Below are 20,003 nucleotides of genomic sequence, written 5' to 3' on the forward strand. Positions count from 1 at the left end.
TTCCTCAGAGCTATGATGGTAAATGATGAGGCGTTTCAGATAGGCCTATTTTTACTTTGGTTTTTGCCACGATTTCAGACTCATCCGTATCATTGGGATGGAAATTAAAACGGTAGTAATCTATAAATTTAGGAATAAAAACTTTATATTTTTCCACACCATGCTGAGCAAATTTGCGCCATGATTTTAGATTTAATAATTGGCGATCGCGTTTTAACAGCACAACTTGATAAACACTCGACAATGCAGTAATCAAAACCAGACTAAATGTGAAAATCGCCACGCGAGGAATATAAGCAGCTAAGCCCTTTCCATATAAGTATTCATACATGTCATAAGCCACAGCCTTATGTTCGGTTTCTTCAACACTGTGCCATAACCATAAATTACGAATGCTTTCATCCGTCATCAATTCATTGACATCTTTCATCATCTCCACCACCAACACGGCGGTGTAATGTTCCAGACCCACAGTCACCAAGAGATTCCACTTTTTAGGAAAAGTACTTTCAATTGCTTTTAATATGATCCCTGTGACTTTTTCCAAAGATTCCGGATCTAAGCCATATTGTTGTGCACTGACATGAAAAGCATGATGTTCTTTAGAGTGCATGGCTTCTTGTCCAATAAAGGCTCCAATATCACGGTCTAATTGTGGATTATTTTTAATTTTTTTACGTAAGGCTCGCACTGAACGGACAAAGTACGACTCACCTTCTGGAAAAAGTGTTGATAGACCTGTGAAGTAATGAGTAAAGGTTGGTTCGTCATTACACCAATACTTGGGCATATCCTGAAACTCATAATCCATACGACGTACTGGAAATGATGCAGGTGTTTTTTGCTTTGATTTTTCTTTCACCGCTGATATAGACATGGTTCACCTCAAGAATTTATCTCAAAATAACAAGTTCCAAAAAGGAACTAATAAAATCAAAATAATGATCCATGCTGATCTTGTCAATCAAGTGAATATGCTTTGGCTCAAGGTTGTCCTTAAATGACAGTATCATTCCTATAAAGACATCTCGATAAAGACAGGCTATAAATATAAGGTGAAAAATAAATTAAAATATTGAAGATGAAATAGCTTTAATACAGCCCAAGTCGTCTTTAGGCTGTTCAGCACTAGGTTAAGCATTCAAAAATATTAAAAAAATAGTGATATCCATCATTATTGGACATCACTATTTTAGCTGCTAGATATACTTTTAAATTAAAACAATACTTAACTTATCTTATAAGTATTTAAGAATAGCGATATGTTTGTTTTTATGTTTGTAATCAGAAAATTTAACCATTAAAGGATATAAAATTATGCTGAGAATAATCGCAATCCACCACAATGTAGACACCGAATCGACCCCAAAATAATCTCCATGATTTTTCCCCAAAAAGGCAACCACGAGCAAATATAAAGCCTTTAAAACATATAAGTGAACAATATAAAAAAACATTGGTACAGAACCAAATATGATCAAGGGTTTGATCCAAGGTTTTGTTTCGATTTTTTGCAGACAGACCAAAAGAACCAGTCCAATACCAACGTTCCATAAAATGAAAAATAAAGATGGTGGATATTTGGTTAGATTCATAAAACTCATGAATGTTTCAGTCCATGTCGGCATGACCGTCCAAGCATGATCTCCATATATATTGATCGCTCTTAAAAGCAAAAATAAAGCGATGCTGAAAAAACCAAAAATGAGTAATTTTGTATTTCTAGATTGGTTTTGTTGAGATGAAGCAAAAACACTTGAACCAATACAATATCCTAAAGTAATCACACCAATCCAAGGTAAAACAGGATAAGAGGTTCGAATACGAATCAGATTGCCAAACTCAATCCAGCCCCGTTCATGCAAAATGAACCATAAATTCTGTATGAAAGGTACATTTTCAAAAGACACTTGATCAAGCACATTGTGCCCAAAAATAATCACAATGCTGATTATCCATAATAATTTTTGTGGCAATCCAATTAAAGCTGCCAACGCCAGCATACTTAAACCAATCGCCCAAATCACTTGTAGATAAATCACATCAGGTGGGAACTTGCCAGTCCATGCAAAATTGATCACCACCAACTCAAGAAAGATCAGAAATAACCCGCGTTTAATCAAAAACTCACGTGTCATCGCTAGACTATTATTTTTAGCTTGATAGAGATAGGCGGATAAGCCTGTCAAAACAATAAATACTGGAGCGCATAAATGGGCCAATATTCGGCTAAAGAAAAGTGACGTTTCTGTGCCTGGAATCAGCATTGGATCTGGAACTTGATGATGGAGGTAAAAAGTTTCTCTGACATGATCAACCATCATAATCAAAATCACCAAGCCTCGTAATGCATCAATCTCTTGTAAGCGTTGCGAAGGAATAGACATAGAAAAAACAACAAATTAAACGTTATGATATAATATAACAATTAATTTCATTATTTTAAAACCATCTCATTAAAAAACATCAATTTGTACCGTTAATTCACGGCAACACTAAAAAAATTTACCGATTATCACATAGACTTTTTTTAAAATTTAACTGATAATGATTATCAATTTCATTATCTGAAAATTGGTGAACACTTTGGAACAGCCTACTCTAGCGACTGAAGCGATTCGAGCATTTTTTACCTTACAATGCTGCTGGTTAAACAGTGAAGAAATTTATCTTGAACAAGGTTGTCTGCATTGTGGTTCGGCAGCAACTTATTTAATTTATTTTACCCATGCCCCTATTCAAAAATTAATGCTTGATTTTATTCAAAAATATAACTGCCATAACAGTAAAAAATCAGACTTACTCGACTTATTAGACTTTGAACAGAATTATAATGATTTTTTACAAGTGCTTGAAAGTGCAGTAAACAGTTATGCTCGACAATATCAAAACCAAGCTTGTCATTTGGCATTTGAAAGTGTTGAATCTATTTTTGAACGTGAAGCAGCCATCGCATGTTAAACAATTGCTGCTGCAATAAATCAAGCTGTAATGATTAAATCGAATAGACTATTTTTAAAAGCTATTTTTTAAATTAATTTTAGGGTCTGTTGACATCAATTTGTTACTCTCAATGTATCGAAATAAAGGGGCCAACATGTTGCTTGAAGTCTTCTCGACAACAGCAACTTGTTGACCCCGATAATAAATCTTAAGTTAAGACCTAACATATAAAAGCTTAACCAACAAAAGTTAAGCGATTAAATTTTCATACTTATACCCAGCTGTACCCCACGCCCAGGAAGTGGTGCAATGTATTTTAATGGCGAGTTCTGTGGTCGTGCATCTTCATTTAACAAATTAGATCCATTGAGAAAAACATCAAAATTGGCATTTTGTAATTTGAAGTGTTTCTGAATTTGTAGATCCAGCAAGTTATAAGATGGCAATGGAATTTCTTTAGACACATTTTTGCCTAAATACTGAGCTTGATCATAGTAAATATTGGATAAGCGTGCTGACCAATCATTTTTATTCCATTCAAGGTTTAGCCCATAACGGTTCGTTGGCATGTTGGGTAAGTAATTTCCATCATTTGCCAAACTGGTTTTGTTTGGATTAAGGTTTTTATTTTTCACCAAGTCAGCAAAAGCAGAGATCAAAAGATTGCCATACTGATTGAGTTCAAACTGTTGTTTTAAATCAATTTCAAATCCAGTAATTTCAGCATCTGTCTGGGTCCAATATTTAAGTGGCAAGCGATTACGCATTTGTGCCCCTGAATGGGTCAAATACAAATACTTGTCATATTTCATCTTATATACAGTTGCTTCAAAATTAAAATTTTTATAATTGAACAGACCTGTTAACTCAAGATTTTTGGATTTTTCTTCTTTGAGTTTTTGATTGCCTTCTTCTTGTAACATAATTGAATAATGTGGATTGCTGGCATAAAGTTCATTAATTTCAGGCGCTCTATCTGACACTGAATAACGCAACTTTAAACCCAATAGATCATTATATTTTAGGTATGAACCGAAACTGTAGCTTTCAAGATTAAATTTTGTATCGGTGAGTTTTGTATTTGGTGAATTTCTGGATGTCTCAAAATCACTTTTTTGAATTTTATGCTCAACCTTTTCGTTACGATAACCTGCATCGAGTTCTAGCCAATCAAAGTCTAATTTTTCCTTGATAAACATGGCTTGTGTTTGCGTATTGATATTCGGTAAATAACGTAAATTTCCATGCCCTACCACTTTACGATCAATCTGATTAAAGCCAATAAAACCATTCCAAAATTCAACAGGTCTATGCTTCAGTAATAATTCAGCCTGTTGAGTATCAAATTTATAGTTATTGGCCATTTTTGATCCTAAATATTCCCCTGATGTATTGATACTCTTGCTCACATCAAATTGTATTTGTTTCAATAACAACGGGCTAAAATTAAACTCGCTGTCTAAGGCATATATTCGCTGATCTGTTTTTACCCCGACTGGTATGCTGTCACTGGTAGATTGAAAAGATTTATTTTCAAGAGAAAATCCGGGTACCCCATATTCACTTTTTTTTGAATCAGCACTGAGCCCAATACGTCCATTGTCGAGAAAATAAGTGCTTCCAATCGCAAAGTGTTGATTGTCTAAATAGCTATTGCCCAGCTTATTTTTATAGTTGGGTGTGACATCTTTATTAATTTTGTTTTCAGTATATTGCTGGGTATTGGGTACATATTTAGGGTTTACTGGATTGGTATAGGTTTTTCCGCTCCAAACTGAGGTAGGTTTATCTGTATAGAAGGAAAATGAACCATCTGCCCAATCAGGATTTTCCGTCATAAATTGGTCAATATAAGGCTGTGATGCCGTATTATAATTTTTTTGAATGCGTGCTTCTTTTTGGCAAGCATCTGCCAATGCTGTATTTACCCCACCCGTCGCTGGAAATACACCAGTATTACATACGCTCGCTTTACCCTCTCCCGGAATTTTATAAGCTGACATATCTTGGCTAGAAAACAATACATTGGTAGAAAAATTACTTTGGTTATTAAGATTGAGTTTAAAACCTTTGGCATCAAAATCATTCCAGCCCTTTTTCGCTACAAGCTCTAATTGAGAACTTTTATTCGGCATCGCTGTATCGATTAGACCAGAATCAATATTCACACTTCCGCCAATGGCATTACCACCATAACGCACACTGTCTGAAGATTTATTGACAGTTACAGATTGAGTGAATAAAGGATCAAAAGGGATATTAATATTGCCGCTGATACTATTCATTCCATAAATAGACTGACCATTTTCCAAAATCTGCACCCGGTTTCCACTTAAACTGCGAATCACAGGCGCACCTGAATTGGGACCAAAAGCGCTGCTTTGTACCCCTGAAAGATGCTTTAAAGCATCACCTAAAGTTTTATTGTCTGCATTTCTATTTTCTACAATGATACTTTGATTGATAAATGGATCATTTTCGGCATTGACTCGAATCACTGGAAGTACAGTCAGCTGTTTATTTTCAATCGCATATGCAGGAAAGACCGGTAAAGAAATAGCGATTGCTAAAGTATGGTGACGCATCATGGATTCCGAATTGTAATTTATTGTTATGTTATAACATTACATAAACAGATATACAACAATTATCATCAATGCTTATACAGCTAGACCAGCTAGCGCTTTATATAGGAAATGAAGAAATATAGAAAATGAAACAGGAAGCCGTATTAGGTCTGCTTGATCTGTTGCGCCAGCTTCTGAATATTCATGCTAATCTCATCTGGAGTATGCGCTGCATAGCCAAACAATACCGCAGCTTTTTCATAAGGCTGTTGACAGTAGCGAGATAAAGGCTGAACAGCCAGATTAATAGCAAGACACTGATCAATAAAGCTTTGCTCAGTCCATGGGGCTTTTAGCCAACAAATCACATGAATCCCTGAGTCGGTTGGCTGAACAGTCAATACATCTGCAAGAAACTGTTGAATCGCAGCAATTAATGCCTGTTGACGTTCTTGGCAAGCTTTACGCACTTTACGTACATGGCGTGCATAATGCCCCTCTTTGATAAACAAAGCCAAAGCCGCTTGTTCTAAATAAGCACTCCGCGTATCGGTATAATATTTTGCCAGACTCAATGTTTCTATCAGCGATTCTGGAACCACCATAAATCCAAGTCGAAACTCAGGAAACATCATTTTAGAAAAAGTACCCGAATAGATCACTCTTTGCTGTTGGTCTAAGCCCTGTAAGGCTTGAATTGGGTGCGTTCCATATCTAAACTCACTGTTATAATCATCTTCAAAAATCCATTTTTGCTGACTCGCTGCCCATTCCAATAGGGCCAATCGTCGACTTAAACTGAGTGTTCCACCTAAAGGGAACTGATGAGAGGGTGCGGTATAGATGAATTTACTTTTGGAATAATGCTGAATAATCTCAGCAATTTTCATCCCTTCGTGATCACTTGATACAGGATGAACTTGGATGCCAAAACTCCGAAAAATATTTAAAGCGGCATCATAGCCAGGCTCATCTAAACAGATCTGATCCAAAGGTTGTAATAATGCATAAGCTGCAAGGTGAATCGCTTGTTGGGTACCATTTACAATCAAAATTTGTTGTACATCGCATTTTAGCCCCCGCGTAGAACGAACATAATCACAAATAGCCTGACGTAAAGGCAAATAGCCACGACAATCATGAAACTGACCCAATTGCTGATGAGACTGCCGCCAAGCACGTCCCAATAATTTACCCCAAAGTGAATGGGGAAATAAATCGGTACAACCAACGCCGACATGAAATATTTTTTCACCCTGCCCAGATACATTTTGTTTCTGCCAAGCAGGTAATAAATTCGCGATATGCGGATTAATATTTAGCTTGTGACAGATGTCAGATGCAGATTCTGTCGCTATCTCTTGTATAGAAATTAATTGGTCAGGAATGAGCTCTGCGACATAAGTACCAGAGCTCGGCTTAGTCACAACATAGCCTTCATCCAGTAAACGATCCATTGCAGCCAAGACTGAATTTCTAGAAATCGACATCATTTCCGCCAAGACACGACTAGAGGGCAGTTTGGTTCCAGAAGCCAGGCGACCATCCAAAATTGCATCACGTAAAACGCTATATAACCCCTCTTTAATCACCCCTTTAGGCAAGATCAAATGGGGGAAATAAGCCGATGCTGCTGTCGCCATAAGTAAAACTGGTACTGTTAAAAATACTCAAAGTGTATCTTATTTCAATACCACAATCACACTTAAACTCATTTCTCCTCTTTCTTTCCCGATGACTGGAGAATACCTGTGGAAAATTTAGTGGTTCAAATTGTGCCTGTTGCACAACAAGACTATAAACAATGGGTGGAGTATTGGCTGGCTTATCAAGACTTTTACAAAGTGGTTTTATCCAATACTGTTACGCAAACCACTTGGCAACGTTTTTTTGATGATCAAGAACCGATCTATTGTGCTGTTGCTAAACAAGCTGAGCATGTTCTCGGCTTTGTACATTACGTGATCCATCGCTCGACATGGGCCGAGACCAACTTTTGCTATCTAGAAGACTTATATGTTTCTCCACAGGCAAGAGGTCAACATGTAGGCAAGCGCCTGATTGAATATGTACAACAGCAAGCGATTGTTCAACCCTGCGCGCGCTTGTATTGGCATACTCAACAAAGCAATCAAACTGCGCAAAAACTCTATGACTGGATCGCTGAAAAACCAGGGGTCATTGAATATCGTATGGCGTTAAATTAATCCATAAAAAACCAGAAACACAATGCTTCTGGTTTTTGCTTAAACCCATCTAAAGTCAGTTCAACAAGATTCAAAATACTTTCTAAGTTTCTTGAGCATCATCAGCTCACAAAAACCTGATACAACTTTTCAACAGTTTGACGGATTTCCAATTCGGTCAGTGCTGCAAAACCAAAACGAATATAGAAACTGTGATCAGAATGATGCCATTCCGAACCAAAATCATATTCAGAATCAATATGTAATTGTTTTAAAACCGTTAAAAACTGCTGTTGAAAAGGTAACTTAAACTTTACCCACAACGCCATGCCGCCTGCGGGTGGGGCTATTTCAACCCACTCCTCAAAAGTCTGCTGAAAAGCCCTCACAGCAAAATCTCTACGTTGCTGATAAATCTTACGCATTTTACGGATATGCCGCTTAATTTCACCCTGCTGCATCAGTTCAGCCATTGCCAATTCAGTAATCGCATTGCCCTGTTTATCGATCAGCAAAATGTCTTGTTTCATCGCCTGAATAATCTGTACATTGGTCACCACATAACCGATTCTTAAACTGGGCGCAAACACTTTAGACAAAGACCCGATATGAATCACTTTGTCTGCTGCCGGTAAGCTGATTAACGGCGGAATGGGGCGGCTGTCATAATGAAACTCATGGTCATAATCATCTTCAATAATATAAAAATCAAAGGCTTTAGACAGCTCTAACAGCTTTAATCTTCGATCCATAGACATCGTCACTGTCGTTGGATATTGATGATGAGGTGTGGTGTAAACCGCAGCAACAGCATGGCTGGACAAAATTTCAGTTAAATGATTGGTATCTAGACCATGCTTATCCAAACGCACGCGAATAATTTGATAATGATTAGACAGAAATGTTTCCACTGCAGGTGGGTAAGCCCATTGCTCTACCACAATAATATGACGCTGAGACTGATGTTGAGCCAGAACCCGCGCAGCTAGAAAAATCCCCATTTGACTGCCACGAACCACACAAATGTTTTCCATAGAGGTCTGTATAAAACGCTCCATAGACAACATCTTTAATAAGGCTTGACGAAGTTCTAAACTGCCCTGCGGATCTCCATATCCCATGGTTTGATGACGTGTTACTTGAATCAATGCATGCCGATAAGCCCGTGAAAACAATTCATACGGGATCAGCCGATTATCTGGCACACCATCATTTTTGATCAGCACCGGAGTTGGCAAAACTGCTGTGGTATCGACCTGTTCGAGTGTAGGCGATGACTGCGCTTTTAAGTCAGGTAAATTCTCAGAGACAAAGGTGCCTTGCCTAGCTTTTGAAACCAGCCAACCCTGTGCCTCCAAATCTTCATATACCGATTGTACGGTTTTTCGGTTAATCCCGAGTTCATCCGCCAGTGTACGTGAACCTGGCAAGCGTGTTGCCTGAGTAATTCTGCCAGATAAAATCTCTTGAATAATCTGATTTGCCAACTTTAAAAAAAGGGTCTTTTCTTCACGATCTTCTAAATGTAGCCGAATTTTCCAAGGCTGACGCATAACTCTCTGGCCCATATAAGTTTTAGAAACTGGATATTTTAATCCATCCACAGAATTTTTATTCTGTACTTAGGCGATGTGAAAATCAACTCAGCGAGAGGTTTTATTTATGCAAACGGCACAACTCGATAAACAGCAATTGATGCAAAATGCACAGCAAAATATGCAGCAATTTATTCAAGATTCAAACTACACAGATCGACAAAAGTTGGCATTAACCTGCCGTATTTTATTTGACCACGGCCATGATGCTGGCTTAGCTGGACAAATCACTTGTCGTACCACGCAAGGCAATAGCTTTATCACCCAGCGTTTTGGTCTCGGCTTTGATGAAATTACCGCGCAAAACTTATTGGAAGTTGATGAAGATCTAAAGCCACTTGATCAACAAGGCATGGCAAATCCTGCAAATCGCTTTCATACATGGATTTATAAACAACATCCTGAAGTGAATTGCATTATCCATACCCATCCAACACATATTGCAGCGTTGTCGATGCTCCGTGTGCCCTTAGCGATCGCACAAATGGATACCTGCGCTTTATATGAAGATTGTTCTTTTGTGGAAGAATGGCCGGGAGTCCCTGTCGGCAATGAAGAAGGTATTTTTATCTCAGAAGCCTTAGGTAAAAACCGCGCAGTACTGCTATCACATCATGGTCAGTTAGTAGCAGGTAAAACCATTGAAGAGGCTTGCAACTTAGCCATTTTAATTGAACGCGCTGCCCGACTTCAGCTTTTGGCAATGGCTGCTGGACAAATTCAGCCTATCCCACATGAACTGGCAAAAGAAGCCCACGACTGGGTCTCTACCAACAAGCGTAATAATGTCAATTTTGCCTACTATGCGCGTAAAGCTTTAAAAAATCATGCGGACTGTATCGAGGAGTAATGAAAATGAAATTAGAAGGCATTATTGCATACCCAATCACACCATTTCACCCAGACACACAAGCTGTCGATGTTGATGCACTGACCATCACATTAAATGCTTTGCTGGAACAACAATGTAATGCGATTGTGCCATTGGGCAGTGCTGGTGAAAGTGCTTATTTATCTTGGCAAGAATGGCAACAAGTCGCACAAAAAAGTATCGAAGTCGTTAATCAACGTGTCCCGGTCATGTTGGGAATTTCTGAACTCACAACGGCGATGGCGATTCAAAAAGCACAAAAAGCCGAGGAGCTTGGCGCTGATCTAATTATGGTGATCCCAGTGTCTTACTGGAAACTCAATGATCAAGAAATTTATGATTATTATCAGCAAATTGCTGCATCGACCAAACTGCCGATCATGGTCTATAACAACCCTGCAACCAGTGGCGTAGATATGTCACCAGAATTGATCGTGAAAATGTTTCAAGAAATTGAGAATATTTGCATGGTTAAAGACAGTACGGGTGATATTCAGCGCATGCATAAATTTCATGAATTATCTCAAGGACAGTTGCCCTTTTATAATGGCTGTAATCCTTTGGCGCTTGAGGCATTTTGTGCAGGTGCAAGTGGCTGGTGTACTGTGGCGCCAAATTTACTTGGTCAACTACCAAGTCAGTTATATCAGGCAGTCAAAGATGGTGATTTAGACCATGCCAAAGCCTTGTTTTATCGTCAATTGCCTTTGTTGCGCTTTATTGTACAAGGCGGCCTACCGAAAACAGTCAAAGCAGGTTTAAATGAATTAGGTTTTTCTGTAGGTGAACCAAGAAAACCGTTACAACATGCCACTCCACTAGAAGTTCAGCAATTAAAGTCGTTAATGGCCTTAGCAAAACAAGCGTAAACGGATCGTCGTATGTGCTTGTGAAGTTATAAAATTGATCCGATAAACATGCTTTGTTGCATACACAGCCATCCGCTGCTTTGACAGATACTCAAATGATAAGTAAATGTCATCCAGCGGTGTTTAAATCTAAGTGCAACAAAGCGGTTATTGCCATAGCAAATATCGGCATAACAAACAAATCAATTCCCAAATCAGCTTTCTAAAAACTAAATCCAAGGTTTAAATTGATACGATACAACCATTGGTCACTATAGGGTGAAACGGTCGAGCTAAAACCGGTTGAATTCATTGCGCCACCAATAATATTGGCATTTTTCCCCCAAGTATAATCGGCCCACACCAAAAAGGGTGACGCAATAAACATCATCCCAGTGGTATTCATTTGAGAATCTGACCAATCATCACGTTTCTTATCCATATAACTATAATCATTGTAGAATCGGATCGCTTTGAGTTTGCCCATATTTTGCATAGGTAAGGTATAGGCAAGATTTAAACTGGCAACTGTCGCTTCAGAGGCAATAAAATAAGCAGGGGTAAATCCGTTATTCCCCATTAAAGTCATATCATTATTGACCCCATCAGGATTCTTTGCATCATATTGATAATGAATCACAGAGCTTTGAAAATTAAAGCGTTTGTAATTGTTATCGCTATGCACCCCTACTGCATAATATTGGCCATTTTTATCGGTGGTTTTATTATGCAATTGCGCAATTGCCCCCGATACCCCGACTTCCTGCTTACCCACTTTGGTGTCTAACTTGCGCACAATCCGCGTATTGAATTGATGGCGCTTTTCATTTTGATAGGCTTTTTGACTTGGAAATGCATTGTCGGCTAGGTCATCATAAGTGGCACTTTCGGGCGAATAGCGCAGATTGGTTGCCAGCATTTCAGGGTAATAGCCCAGTTTTACATCCCAGTCCTGATTATGAAAATTCCAGTTCAAACCTGGTGCAATGTTATTGCCATAGCCCAAAAAGAATGGGATATGGTAAGTCCAACCATTTTGCGGATAAGGATAAATCGCAAAAGGTTTATATACAAAGCCGGCTTCTAGACTATTCTGTTGATCTAAATTGTAGCCCACGTAGGCTTTTTCGATCGAGCGTTTCTCTTGGTCTTGAAACAAGTAGCTTGCATTAAAATAGGCATCATCAAATTTACCTTTGACATCGACTCTAAAAATATCAAAATAGAGTTTGCCAAAGCCATCATTAGGTCCTTCCCAATTTTCATAGCGTTGGTTTAATCGCACCACACCACCCAATTTTATAGAGTCCGTCTCATCTTCACTTTTCCATTCTAATGCTGAGCTTTGCGCCAAAACATTGGATGTGCTACCCAAATACATTGCTGCAAGTAGCATCGCGATAGCTGTCTTTTTCATAATTGCTTCCTTCCCTTGTGTTCCAACGATCCTGTTGGACTTTTGTTTTACCTATAAAACATAGTTTTTATTGTATTTTGAGCAAAAAAATTTGCTGGTGAATTTACTGAACATCCGATGCCAACATCGAATGTTCAACTGGGTTTAATAGAGTTTTTTCTGCGGCGGTCCTGCAAAGTTCAGTGGTCCAATCGAATTCATATCCAATTCGATCACACTTGGCCCTTGAAAATCGACTGCTTGTTGAATCACGCTTTTAAACTCATCTGCACTGCCCACTTTCCAGCTTTTCACTCCCATTGCTTCCCCTAAGACTTTATAATCTGGGGTATGCAATTCGTTGAAATATTGACGCCCACCAAAGTAATTCTTTTGAATACCACGCATTACGCCATAACCGCCATCGTTCATGATCATCAGCACCATGTTGGTATTTTCTTGTGCCATGGTGGCAATCTCACCGATACCGAGCATCAAACCACCATCGCCCACGAGACCAATCACTTTTTTATCTGGATTGGCAATAGAAGCGCCAATTGCCGTGGCTAAACCTAGACCAATTGCCCCAGCAAGTGAGTGAATATTTTGATTCGGTGCTTGTACTGGAAATAGTCGGCTGCCCCAAGTACTGCCTGACATGGTAATGTCACGTACAAAGATACCGTCTTGTGGCAGTGCCGCACGTAAGTGATCACAGATCAGTGCATATTGATCCAGCTGAGTACGCAGTGCCTCAATAGCGGACTGTTTTGCTGCAACAACCGCTGCATCATAATCTGCATCAACTTTTGAGATACCGCTTAGCCCTGTGAGCACACGTTGTAATACATCTTTGGCATCAGCACAAATGAAGTTACGAACTTTATAATTACGTTGCTGCGCCACTGGATTGGCATCAATCTGAATCAGATTATCAGGGAACTGCACAGAATAGGTTTTGGTTTCATTGCTGCGTAAACGCGAGCCCACCACCACCAATAAGTCAGCCTGTTTTAACAGTTGCTCAACCCCTGCTGAGTTATGGAATGCACCTAAACTGCGTGGATGCTCATCCGCTAACACACCACGGGCATGAGTCGAAGAAACAACAGGAATCCCAAGATCTGCAATGGCTTTCACTTCATCAACACTATTTAACGTGCCGCCACCAATCCACAAGATGGGGCGTTTGGCTTTTTTAACTTCTTCAACAATTAAATCAATTTCAACTTGCTCAGCCTGCGGTAATTCAAGCGCTTTGACAGGGCCTAAATTCAATGGCAAGTCAATTTCTGCAGCTTGCACATCAATCGGGAGCTCAACGCTTACAGGCCCCATCGGTACTGTGGTTGCAACACGAATTGCTTCACGAATTACACCCACTGCATTGTCTGGACTGGTAATACGAAATGCAGCTTTGCTTGAAGCACGTAAGAAGGTCAGTTGATCTTTGGTTTCATGGATAAAGCTGGCATCACGATCAAGATATTCACGTTCAACTTGCCCAGTTAAATGCAACACAGGACTCCCAGCATTCATCGCTTCAATCAATGAGCCTACTGCATTGCCTGCACCTGCACCTGTACTGGTCAAAGCAACCCCTAAACCTTTAAAGCGTGAGTGACCATCTGCCATCGTGACTGCACCTGCTTCGCCACGCGCTGCCACAAAACGAATTTTTTCACGACGCCCTACGGCATCTGCAATTGGTAGGTTATGAATCGAAATCACCCCATAGATACTTTCCACTTGGTGTGCTTCTAAAACACGCGCGATTGCTTCGCCTACATTTACACGTTCTGTCATTGTTTATTCCTCAAAAACTTTTTCATTCCATGAATTTATTATTCACACCAAGGATTTGGCTGTTCGCTTAATCCCATATAAATACTTTTTTGCTGCATATAAGACAAAATACCTAAACGCCCTTTTTCACGCCCGATACCACTTTCCTTAAAGCCACCAAACGGTGCCGAAATAGAGAATTTTTTATAGGTATTAATCCAGACTGTACCGACTTCCAAAGCCCGCGCAATTTGCCAAGCTTTACGGTAGTTTTCAGTCCAGATTCCTGCTGCAAGCCCAAAACAACTGTCGTTGGCTTGGATGATTAAATCGGCTTCATCGTGATACTTCATCACCACCAAGACTGGACCAAAAATCTCTTCCTGACAGGTTTGTGCAGTATTATTTAAGCCCGTGATGATGGTCGGTAAGTAATAACTTCCTTTCGCCAAATCACCATCCGTCAGCGCTTGACCACCCACTACAACTTGACCACCTTCTTGCTTGGCCAATTGCACATAGGCATCGACAGAAGCCAAATGCTTTGGATTAATTAAAGAGCCCAAATGTACACCCGCTGTTTCTGGATGTCCCACTCGTAAAGCTTTGGTAATTTCAACCAAACGCTTAAGGAACTGATCGTAAATACTGTGATGCACGAAGAGTCGTGAACCTGCAATACAGGCTTGTCCTGCGGAACTAAAGATCCCATAAGCCACACCTTTAGCAGCCAATTCAATATCTGCATCAGGCATAACAATCGTAGGGGATTTTCCACCAAGCTCTAATGAGGTGGTAATCAATTTATCTGCGGCAAGATGAGCCAAATGACGCCCTGTAGTGGTTCCGCCAGTAAATGAAATTTTGCGGACCAAAGGATGCTTTACGATGGCATCACCAATTACAGAACCACGCCCCACTAAAACACTGAGTAAGCCTTTTGGCAGTCCTGCTTGTTCAAAGATTTTGGCGAGTTCCAAGGCAATTAAAGACGTTGCCTCTGCCGGTTTAAGGATCACCGCATTTCCAGCAGCAATCGCAGGGGCAAGTTTTTGAACTTCACTGGCAATCGGTGAATTCCACGGTGTAATCGCGGCCACCACACCGACAGGTTCATGCACACTCATGGTCATAAAGTCAGCCGCACGTTGTGTGGTGAGTTCATCATTCAGCGTTTCACATGCTGCGGCAACATAGCGTGCTGTAGCGGCTGCACTCATCACTAAACCACGTGTTTCAGCCAGTGGCTTACCATTATCACGGGTTTGTAATTTTGCAAGCTCATCTACACGCGCTTCAATAATCTCTGCCACTTTATACAAAATACGCGCACGTTCATGTGGCATGCTATTGCGCCAGCCTGCTTGTCGCCATGCCAAATCTGCTTTTTCAATTGCTTCATTGACATCATCTAAACTCGCTGTAGAAATTTCAGCATTTACAGATTGATCTGCTGGAAACAGACTTTGAATCGTATCGCCTTTACCTAATCGCCATTCACCTGCGATATAAATTTCCTTTACCATGATCAAATCCTTTTAAATCTGAATTGCTTCAACGCTATTGCGACATGCACGAATCACGCTAAGCGCAGCCAAAGTTGAGGTTTTGGGATTGCTTGCCAAAGGCACACCCACCAATTCAATGGTCATTTCACCAAACACGCCTTCTGCCACAATGGTGTGCTTGTTTTTATTGGTTTTTGGATCAACCGTAAGCTCAACCATGGTTTCATCCATGCCTAAACCTGCGAGTGCAATGGTTGCTGCAACATTGGCATTGGCTGGAAACTTCAGTGCTGCTTCTCTGGCTGTACCACGAAAAAAAACCATAGCTTCACTGACCTGATCGAGATCAACCAATTGTTCAGCATAACTGCCACGCCAACTCTTCGGACTTTTACAGCCTTTATAGGTGACCTTTTCCAAACCACCTTCTTTTGCCGCAGAGATACCATCGATCCCCGCAATCGCACCCGCTAAAAGATGTAGATGGGCATCGTGTTGTTCCGCAGTCTGTTTCAGTTGAGAGAAAAATTCGCTATCGGCTAAGGTTCCCACTGAAATCAGACCAATAGTCCATCCTTTCTCTAACACCTTTTGGGCATGTTCTTTTACCGCCGCTTGGCCTGCCACTTCGATCACATAATCAGGTGTGCCAAGGCATTGATCAATCGAACTAATCACCTGTACCTGAGCGGATACTTGTGCCTGTACTTTTTCAACACTGCGTGCAGGCACCACAATCCATTTAAGCTGTAAATCTTGTGGCATATGTGCGTACACTTCTGCTGCCATTGCACCGAAACCAATCATCATCAACTGTTTCATGGGCACACCTTATAAATGTTTGTTAAATCCACCAGAGACATCCAAGGCTGAACCAGTGGTATAGGATGCCAATGGTGAAGCCAAGAACACTAAAGCGCGTGCTGGTTCTTCAGGTTTACCTAGACGTTGCATTGGAATACCACGGTTTTTTGCAATATTGCCTGTCCACTGTTCCCATGGCACTTGGCTATCTGAACGTGTTTCAAAACGGCGTTTCCACTGTGCTGACTCCACCATGCCCAATAAAATTGAATTCACCCGAATCCCATATTGGCTGAATTCATGCGCTAAGGAATGAGTTAAATTCAGCAAAGCGGCGCGTGCCGATGAAGTCGCGATCATGTGTGGTTCAGGTTGCAAGGCCAGTAAGGAATTGACATTGGTGATTGATCCACAGGCCGACTGTTTTAAATCATCTAAAAATGCACGGACAGGATGCAAGACACTGAAATACTTCAATTCAATTTCTTTCATCCAATCTTCATCTTGAGTGTCTTCAAAATTGGATACACGCCCTTGACCTGCGTTATTGATCAACATGTCTACATTGCCTAAATTTTGATTGACCTGTTGTGCAAAGCGTTTTACATCTTGTTTGTCTAAAACATTACAGGCTTGAGTAAAAATATGGGCTTGCGGATACTTTTCCAAAATATAATTTTTTGATTCTGCTAGACGCTGTTCATCCCGACCACACCATGCCACTTTGGCACCTTCTGCAACTAAAATTTCGACAGCAGCCAAACCAATGCCTGACGAGCCACCTGTTACTACTGCTACTTTTCCTTCAACTTGGAAGCTCATATTTTTCTCTCGTTTGAGTCTTAACACGCCGATAAAATGATGTCGTTAAACTGTTGTGGTTGATCGACATAACTCAGATGACCTGCATCTGTAATCAGATGACATCGGCTCAATTGCATTTCTGCGGCAAGGTCTTGGATACCTTGTGCAGGTGTAATTTGATCCTGATCGCCTGCAATCACGACGCAAGGAACACGAATATCTGTTAAATAATTTCTAATTTCGTCATAGGCCAGCAAATACGATGCATGGGTAAAACCGTCTAAGGTCAAATCCTGCATCACCGCTGTGACCAAAGCCAAAGCTTGAGCATCTTGTTTATAAATTAAATGCGGTCCACGACTTGCCGCCATGCCTGCATGACCTAAGCTTTTCAACAGCATTGGTCGTTTTTGATAAACCTGTGTTTTGCTTTTCTCATCTGAACGTTGATAACCTTGTGCCACATTGGCAATCAGCAAAGTCTGTACACGTTCAGGATAAAGATGAGCAAAAGCACTGGCTTGTAAAGCCCCGAGGGAATGACCAACCAGAATGGCTTGCGGAATTGCCAAAGCGTCGATTAAACCCAACAAACGTTGTGCATAATCTTCTGCATTCGGTTGCGCTGTATTTAAACCTTCTGATAAGCCATAACCCGGTGCATCCCAAGCAATCACACGAAAAGACTGACTCAGTACATCAAGTTGGTTGATCCATGAAGCAGAACCCGAACTAATCCCGTGTAGCAAAATCAAAGGCTGGCCTTGACCTGCCTCACGATAGGCGTGTACTTGACCATCCACTACAATGGTTTTGACTGGATATTTGGCTAATCGATCAAGCAATGTCATGGCTGGATTCCTTTGCTGTAGGGCTGGGTTTTGTCGATTCAATCAACGTTTGATTTGCGACAATGGATGTTCTGGTGGATAGTTCGGAATAGTCGGTTTACCCGCACCTAACATCACACACATCAAGGCATCTTCCTGACCCGGATTAAACAAGCCACGGTAAATTCCAGGTGGAATTGAAATCAGATCACGCTCTTTAAGTTTGGTTTGAAATTTTTCGCCGTTATGTTCGATAAACAGGTCAATCTCACCACGCAACATAAAAAACACTTCCTCAACATCATGATGAATATGCAAAGGCCCTTCGCACTGCGGAGGTAAAACCATGGTTGAAAAAGTGAAGTTTTCTGCTGGAACAGTGTTGCCATCATTGACTACACCTGTTGCACCCGTACCCATATAGCGCATTTGGGCACGGCGATATTTTGGGTCATAGTCCGCTTGGAACTTCAAGGCATCAAAATCATATTTACGTGTTTCAAAACGTGCGATACGTGTATTTAACCAATCTTGTAAGCTTGTACCTTCAGGCTGTGACCATGATTCGAATTGTTGAGTAGTCATGTTTTAACTCCTAGATATCTTGAATTAATAACGTTTTAGTAAAGGAACCAAGAAGAACGATCCAATCACAGCAACTGCTGCTAAGAAGGTAATTCCTAAATTAAAACTGTGGGTTTGCATCACGATGTAACCGATCAGAACGGGTGCAATTGCACTGGCAAAATTACCCAGTCCATTAAAAATCCCACCCGCAGTCGCGCCCACATCAGCAGTGGTCACACGAGCAAGTAGTGCAAATATTGCTGCGACACCAAAGCCCCAAGCCATTGCGCTGAGAGACATTGCAACAATCACTAAAATTGGATCTGTCATAATGACCATGACATACATAAAGATGCCGGCCACCAGTAAGCCACTGAATACCTGAATGGCACGACGACCTAACTTGTCAGAAAGAAATGCACCAATCACTTCACCAATCAACATGGCGATAAATGGGAAACTTGAATAAATACCAAACTCTTTAAGGTTAAAGCCCTTGTCTTGAATCAGGTAGGATGGAACCCAACTGTTTAATCCCCACAGATAAGTCATCAGTGCAATATTAAAAATACACACCAACCAAAATGAACCGTTCTGTAATAGCACTTTGGTGTTATGGATATGCCCTTTAAAATTGACACGTTTACTGGTCGATTCCAGCTCAATGGTTTTCTTGAGTTGTAAATTACGTAAGCCAAACACAATCGCAATCAGTGCAATTACAGTTAAACCAGCCATCACAAAGAAGGTGGTATGCCAATCATGGTTTGCGAGAACAGCCGCTGTAATTGGAAAACCCAAGAAGGCACCGATCGGTGTACCCAACAAAAACATGGTGGAAGCACGTGCTTGCTGACGATCTGTATAGGTTTGTTTCACGATGGTATAAGCCAAGGCAAATAATGGGCCTTCAGCTAATCCAAGCAGAACGCGGAGAATCAACATCCCTGTATAGTTGGTGGTAAAACCCATACAGAACATGAGTATCCCCCAAGATAAGACGCTCCAAAACAGCATTTTTTTAGGGCTAAAAATATCGCCTAAGAAGCTTAAAAACACAGAGGAAAAGCCATAAGCCAATAAAAAGCTGGTCATTAACCATCCAAGCTTTGCTTTGTCTTGGGCAATCCCCATCGCGCCCTGAAAGTGCGGATCCGCAAACAAGACTGCGATACTAATTTTGTCGAAAAATGCCAGAACGACACAGATCATCAGGACAAAAGCAGGAACCCAATGCTTCAATCCACTTTTCTCTTCATTACTCATATTTCATTCCTTCGATTGAGTCATGAACCGGAT

General features: G+C 40.6%; 17 protein-coding genes. 4 read left to right on the plus strand and 13 right to left on the minus strand.

What is annotated here, in order from left to right; all coding sequences use genetic code 11:
* Nucleotides 1–10: 10 nt before the first annotated feature.
* Nucleotides 11–877: a metal-dependent hydrolase gene (locus tag AC07WY_RS08135; protein ID WP_262086689.1), complete on the minus strand. Its 867-nt coding sequence runs from the start codon at nucleotides 875–877 to the stop codon at nucleotides 11–13.
* A 361-nt stretch (nucleotides 878–1,238) separates the two neighbouring features.
* Complete coding sequence (locus tag AC07WY_RS08140) at nucleotides 1,239–2,387, minus strand: acetyltransferase domain-containing protein (protein ID WP_262086690.1); 1,149 nt, start codon at nucleotides 2,385–2,387, stop codon at nucleotides 1,239–1,241.
* Between the two features lie 199 nt (nucleotides 2,388–2,586).
* Between AC07WY_RS08140 and AC07WY_RS08145 the strand changes: the two genes are divergently transcribed.
* Nucleotides 2,587–2,961, plus strand: coding sequence for a hypothetical protein (locus AC07WY_RS08145; RefSeq protein ID WP_167321156.1), 375 nt, complete (start codon nucleotides 2,587–2,589; stop codon nucleotides 2,959–2,961).
* A 239-nt stretch (nucleotides 2,962–3,200) separates the two neighbouring features.
* On the opposite strand, the gene AC07WY_RS08150 is transcribed toward AC07WY_RS08145, so the two are convergent.
* Entirely contained in the window at nucleotides 3,201–5,528 is a 2,328-nt protein-coding gene (locus AC07WY_RS08150; protein ID WP_494736113.1) for a TonB-dependent receptor domain-containing protein, read from the minus strand.
* 146 nt (nucleotides 5,529–5,674) lie between these two features.
* Nucleotides 5,675–7,153 carry a MocR-like pyridoxine biosynthesis transcription factor PdxR gene (gene pdxR, locus AC07WY_RS08155; protein WP_151956915.1) on the minus strand — a complete coding sequence of 493 codons (1,479 nt, stop codon included), beginning with the start codon at nucleotides 7,151–7,153 and terminating at the stop codon, nucleotides 5,675–5,677.
* Between the two features lie 108 nt (nucleotides 7,154–7,261).
* On the opposite strand from pdxR (AC07WY_RS08155), the gene AC07WY_RS08160 reads away from it, so the two are divergent.
* On the plus strand, nucleotides 7,262–7,717 hold the full coding sequence (locus AC07WY_RS08160; RefSeq protein WP_004717600.1) for a GNAT family N-acetyltransferase: 456 nt from the start codon (nucleotides 7,262–7,264) through the stop codon (nucleotides 7,715–7,717).
* 101 nt (nucleotides 7,718–7,818) lie between these two features.
* Here AC07WY_RS08160 and pdxR (AC07WY_RS08165) read toward each other — a convergent pair whose 3' ends face one another.
* A complete protein-coding gene (pdxR, locus tag AC07WY_RS08165; RefSeq protein WP_494736114.1) occupies nucleotides 7,819–9,249 on the minus strand; it encodes a MocR-like pyridoxine biosynthesis transcription factor PdxR in 1,431 nt (476 codons plus the stop codon).
* Between the two features lie 109 nt (nucleotides 9,250–9,358).
* Between pdxR (AC07WY_RS08165) and AC07WY_RS08170 the strand changes: the two genes are divergently transcribed.
* On the plus strand, nucleotides 9,359–10,141 hold the full coding sequence (locus AC07WY_RS08170; RefSeq protein ID WP_004717605.1) for an aldolase: 783 nt from the start codon (nucleotides 9,359–9,361) through the stop codon (nucleotides 10,139–10,141).
* Between the two features lie 5 nt (nucleotides 10,142–10,146).
* Nucleotides 10,147–11,031, plus strand: coding sequence for a dihydrodipicolinate synthase family protein (locus AC07WY_RS08175; RefSeq protein ID WP_034615826.1), 885 nt, complete (start codon nucleotides 10,147–10,149; stop codon nucleotides 11,029–11,031).
* Nucleotides 11,032–11,233: 202 nt separating this feature from the next.
* Here AC07WY_RS08175 and AC07WY_RS08180 read toward each other — a convergent pair whose 3' ends face one another.
* From AC07WY_RS08180 to AC07WY_RS08215, 8 genes are all read right to left on the minus strand, one after another.
* A complete protein-coding gene (locus AC07WY_RS08180; RefSeq protein ID WP_419335196.1) occupies nucleotides 11,234–12,427 on the minus strand; it encodes a hypothetical protein in 1,194 nt (397 codons plus the stop codon).
* A gap of 144 nt (nucleotides 12,428–12,571) precedes the next feature.
* Nucleotides 12,572–14,212 (minus strand): thiamine pyrophosphate-binding protein, encoded by a 1,641-nt coding sequence (locus AC07WY_RS08185; protein WP_419335195.1) that lies wholly within the window; start codon nucleotides 14,210–14,212, stop codon nucleotides 12,572–12,574.
* 38 nt (nucleotides 14,213–14,250) lie between these two features.
* Nucleotides 14,251–15,717, minus strand: a complete 1,467-nt coding sequence (locus tag AC07WY_RS08190) for an aldehyde dehydrogenase (RefSeq protein ID WP_419335194.1) — start codon at nucleotides 15,715–15,717, stop codon at nucleotides 14,251–14,253.
* A 12-nt stretch (nucleotides 15,718–15,729) separates the two neighbouring features.
* A complete protein-coding gene (locus AC07WY_RS08195) occupies nucleotides 15,730–16,521 on the minus strand; it encodes an aspartate dehydrogenase (RefSeq protein WP_004717614.1) in 792 nt (263 codons plus the stop codon).
* A gap of 9 nt (nucleotides 16,522–16,530) precedes the next feature.
* Nucleotides 16,531–17,325, minus strand: coding sequence for an SDR family oxidoreductase (locus AC07WY_RS08200; RefSeq protein ID WP_494736115.1), 795 nt, complete (start codon nucleotides 17,323–17,325; stop codon nucleotides 16,531–16,533).
* A 20-nt stretch (nucleotides 17,326–17,345) separates the two neighbouring features.
* Nucleotides 17,346–18,158: an alpha/beta fold hydrolase gene (locus AC07WY_RS08205; protein WP_494736116.1), complete on the minus strand. Its 813-nt coding sequence runs from the start codon at nucleotides 18,156–18,158 to the stop codon at nucleotides 17,346–17,348.
* A 42-nt stretch (nucleotides 18,159–18,200) separates the two neighbouring features.
* Nucleotides 18,201–18,722 (minus strand): cupin domain-containing protein, encoded by a 522-nt coding sequence (locus AC07WY_RS08210; protein ID WP_004717620.1) that lies wholly within the window; start codon nucleotides 18,720–18,722, stop codon nucleotides 18,201–18,203.
* Nucleotides 18,723–18,746: 24 nt separating this feature from the next.
* Entirely contained in the window at nucleotides 18,747–19,970 is a 1,224-nt protein-coding gene (locus AC07WY_RS08215) for an MFS transporter (RefSeq protein ID WP_004717622.1), read from the minus strand.
* Nucleotides 19,971–20,003 lie beyond the last annotated feature (33 nt).

Source organism: Acinetobacter sp. GW821-FHT01C12 (assembly GCF_059422625.1).

Excerpts from the sequence above, each read along its gene's own strand:
- AC07WY_RS08210 (WP_004717620.1), bottom strand. The coding sequence starts at position 18,722 with ATGACTACTCAACAATTCGAATCATGGTCACAGCCTGAAGGTACAAGC.
- AC07WY_RS08175 (WP_034615826.1), top strand. The coding sequence starts at position 10,147 with ATGAAATTAGAAGGCATTATTGCATACCCAATCACACCATTTCACCCA.
- AC07WY_RS08200 (WP_494736115.1), bottom strand. The coding sequence starts at position 17,325 with ATGAGCTTCCAAGTTGAAGGAAAAGTAGCAGTAGTAACAGGTGGCTCG.
- AC07WY_RS08195 (WP_004717614.1), bottom strand. The coding sequence starts at position 16,521 with ATGAAACAGTTGATGATGATTGGTTTCGGTGCAATGGCAGCAGAAGTG.
- AC07WY_RS08150 (WP_494736113.1), bottom strand. The coding sequence starts at position 5,528 with ATGCGTCACCATACTTTAGCAATCGCTATTTCTTTACCGGTCTTTCCT.
- AC07WY_RS08140 (WP_262086690.1), bottom strand. The coding sequence starts at position 2,387 with ATGTCTATTCCTTCGCAACGCTTACAAGAGATTGATGCATTACGAGGC.
- AC07WY_RS08215 (WP_004717622.1), bottom strand. The coding sequence starts at position 19,970 with ATGAGTAATGAAGAGAAAAGTGGATTGAAGCATTGGGTTCCTGCTTTT.
- pdxR (WP_151956915.1), bottom strand. The coding sequence starts at position 7,153 with ATGGCGACAGCAGCATCGGCTTATTTCCCCCATTTGATCTTGCCTAAA.
- AC07WY_RS08185 (WP_419335195.1), bottom strand. The coding sequence starts at position 14,212 with ATGACAGAACGTGTAAATGTAGGCGAAGCAATCGCGCGTGTTTTAGAA.
- AC07WY_RS08135 (WP_262086689.1), bottom strand. The coding sequence starts at position 877 with ATGTCTATATCAGCGGTGAAAGAAAAATCAAAGCAAAAAACACCTGCA.
- AC07WY_RS08180 (WP_419335196.1), bottom strand. The coding sequence starts at position 12,427 with ATGAAAAAGACAGCTATCGCGATGCTACTTGCAGCAATGTATTTGGGT.
- AC07WY_RS08170 (WP_004717605.1), top strand. The coding sequence starts at position 9,359 with ATGCAAACGGCACAACTCGATAAACAGCAATTGATGCAAAATGCACAG.
- AC07WY_RS08205 (WP_494736116.1), bottom strand. The coding sequence starts at position 18,158 with ATGACATTGCTTGATCGATTAGCCAAATATCCAGTCAAAACCATTGTA.
- AC07WY_RS08190 (WP_419335194.1), bottom strand. The coding sequence starts at position 15,717 with ATGGTAAAGGAAATTTATATCGCAGGTGAATGGCGATTAGGTAAAGGC.
- pdxR (WP_494736114.1), bottom strand. The coding sequence starts at position 9,249 with ATGCGTCAGCCTTGGAAAATTCGGCTACATTTAGAAGATCGTGAAGAA.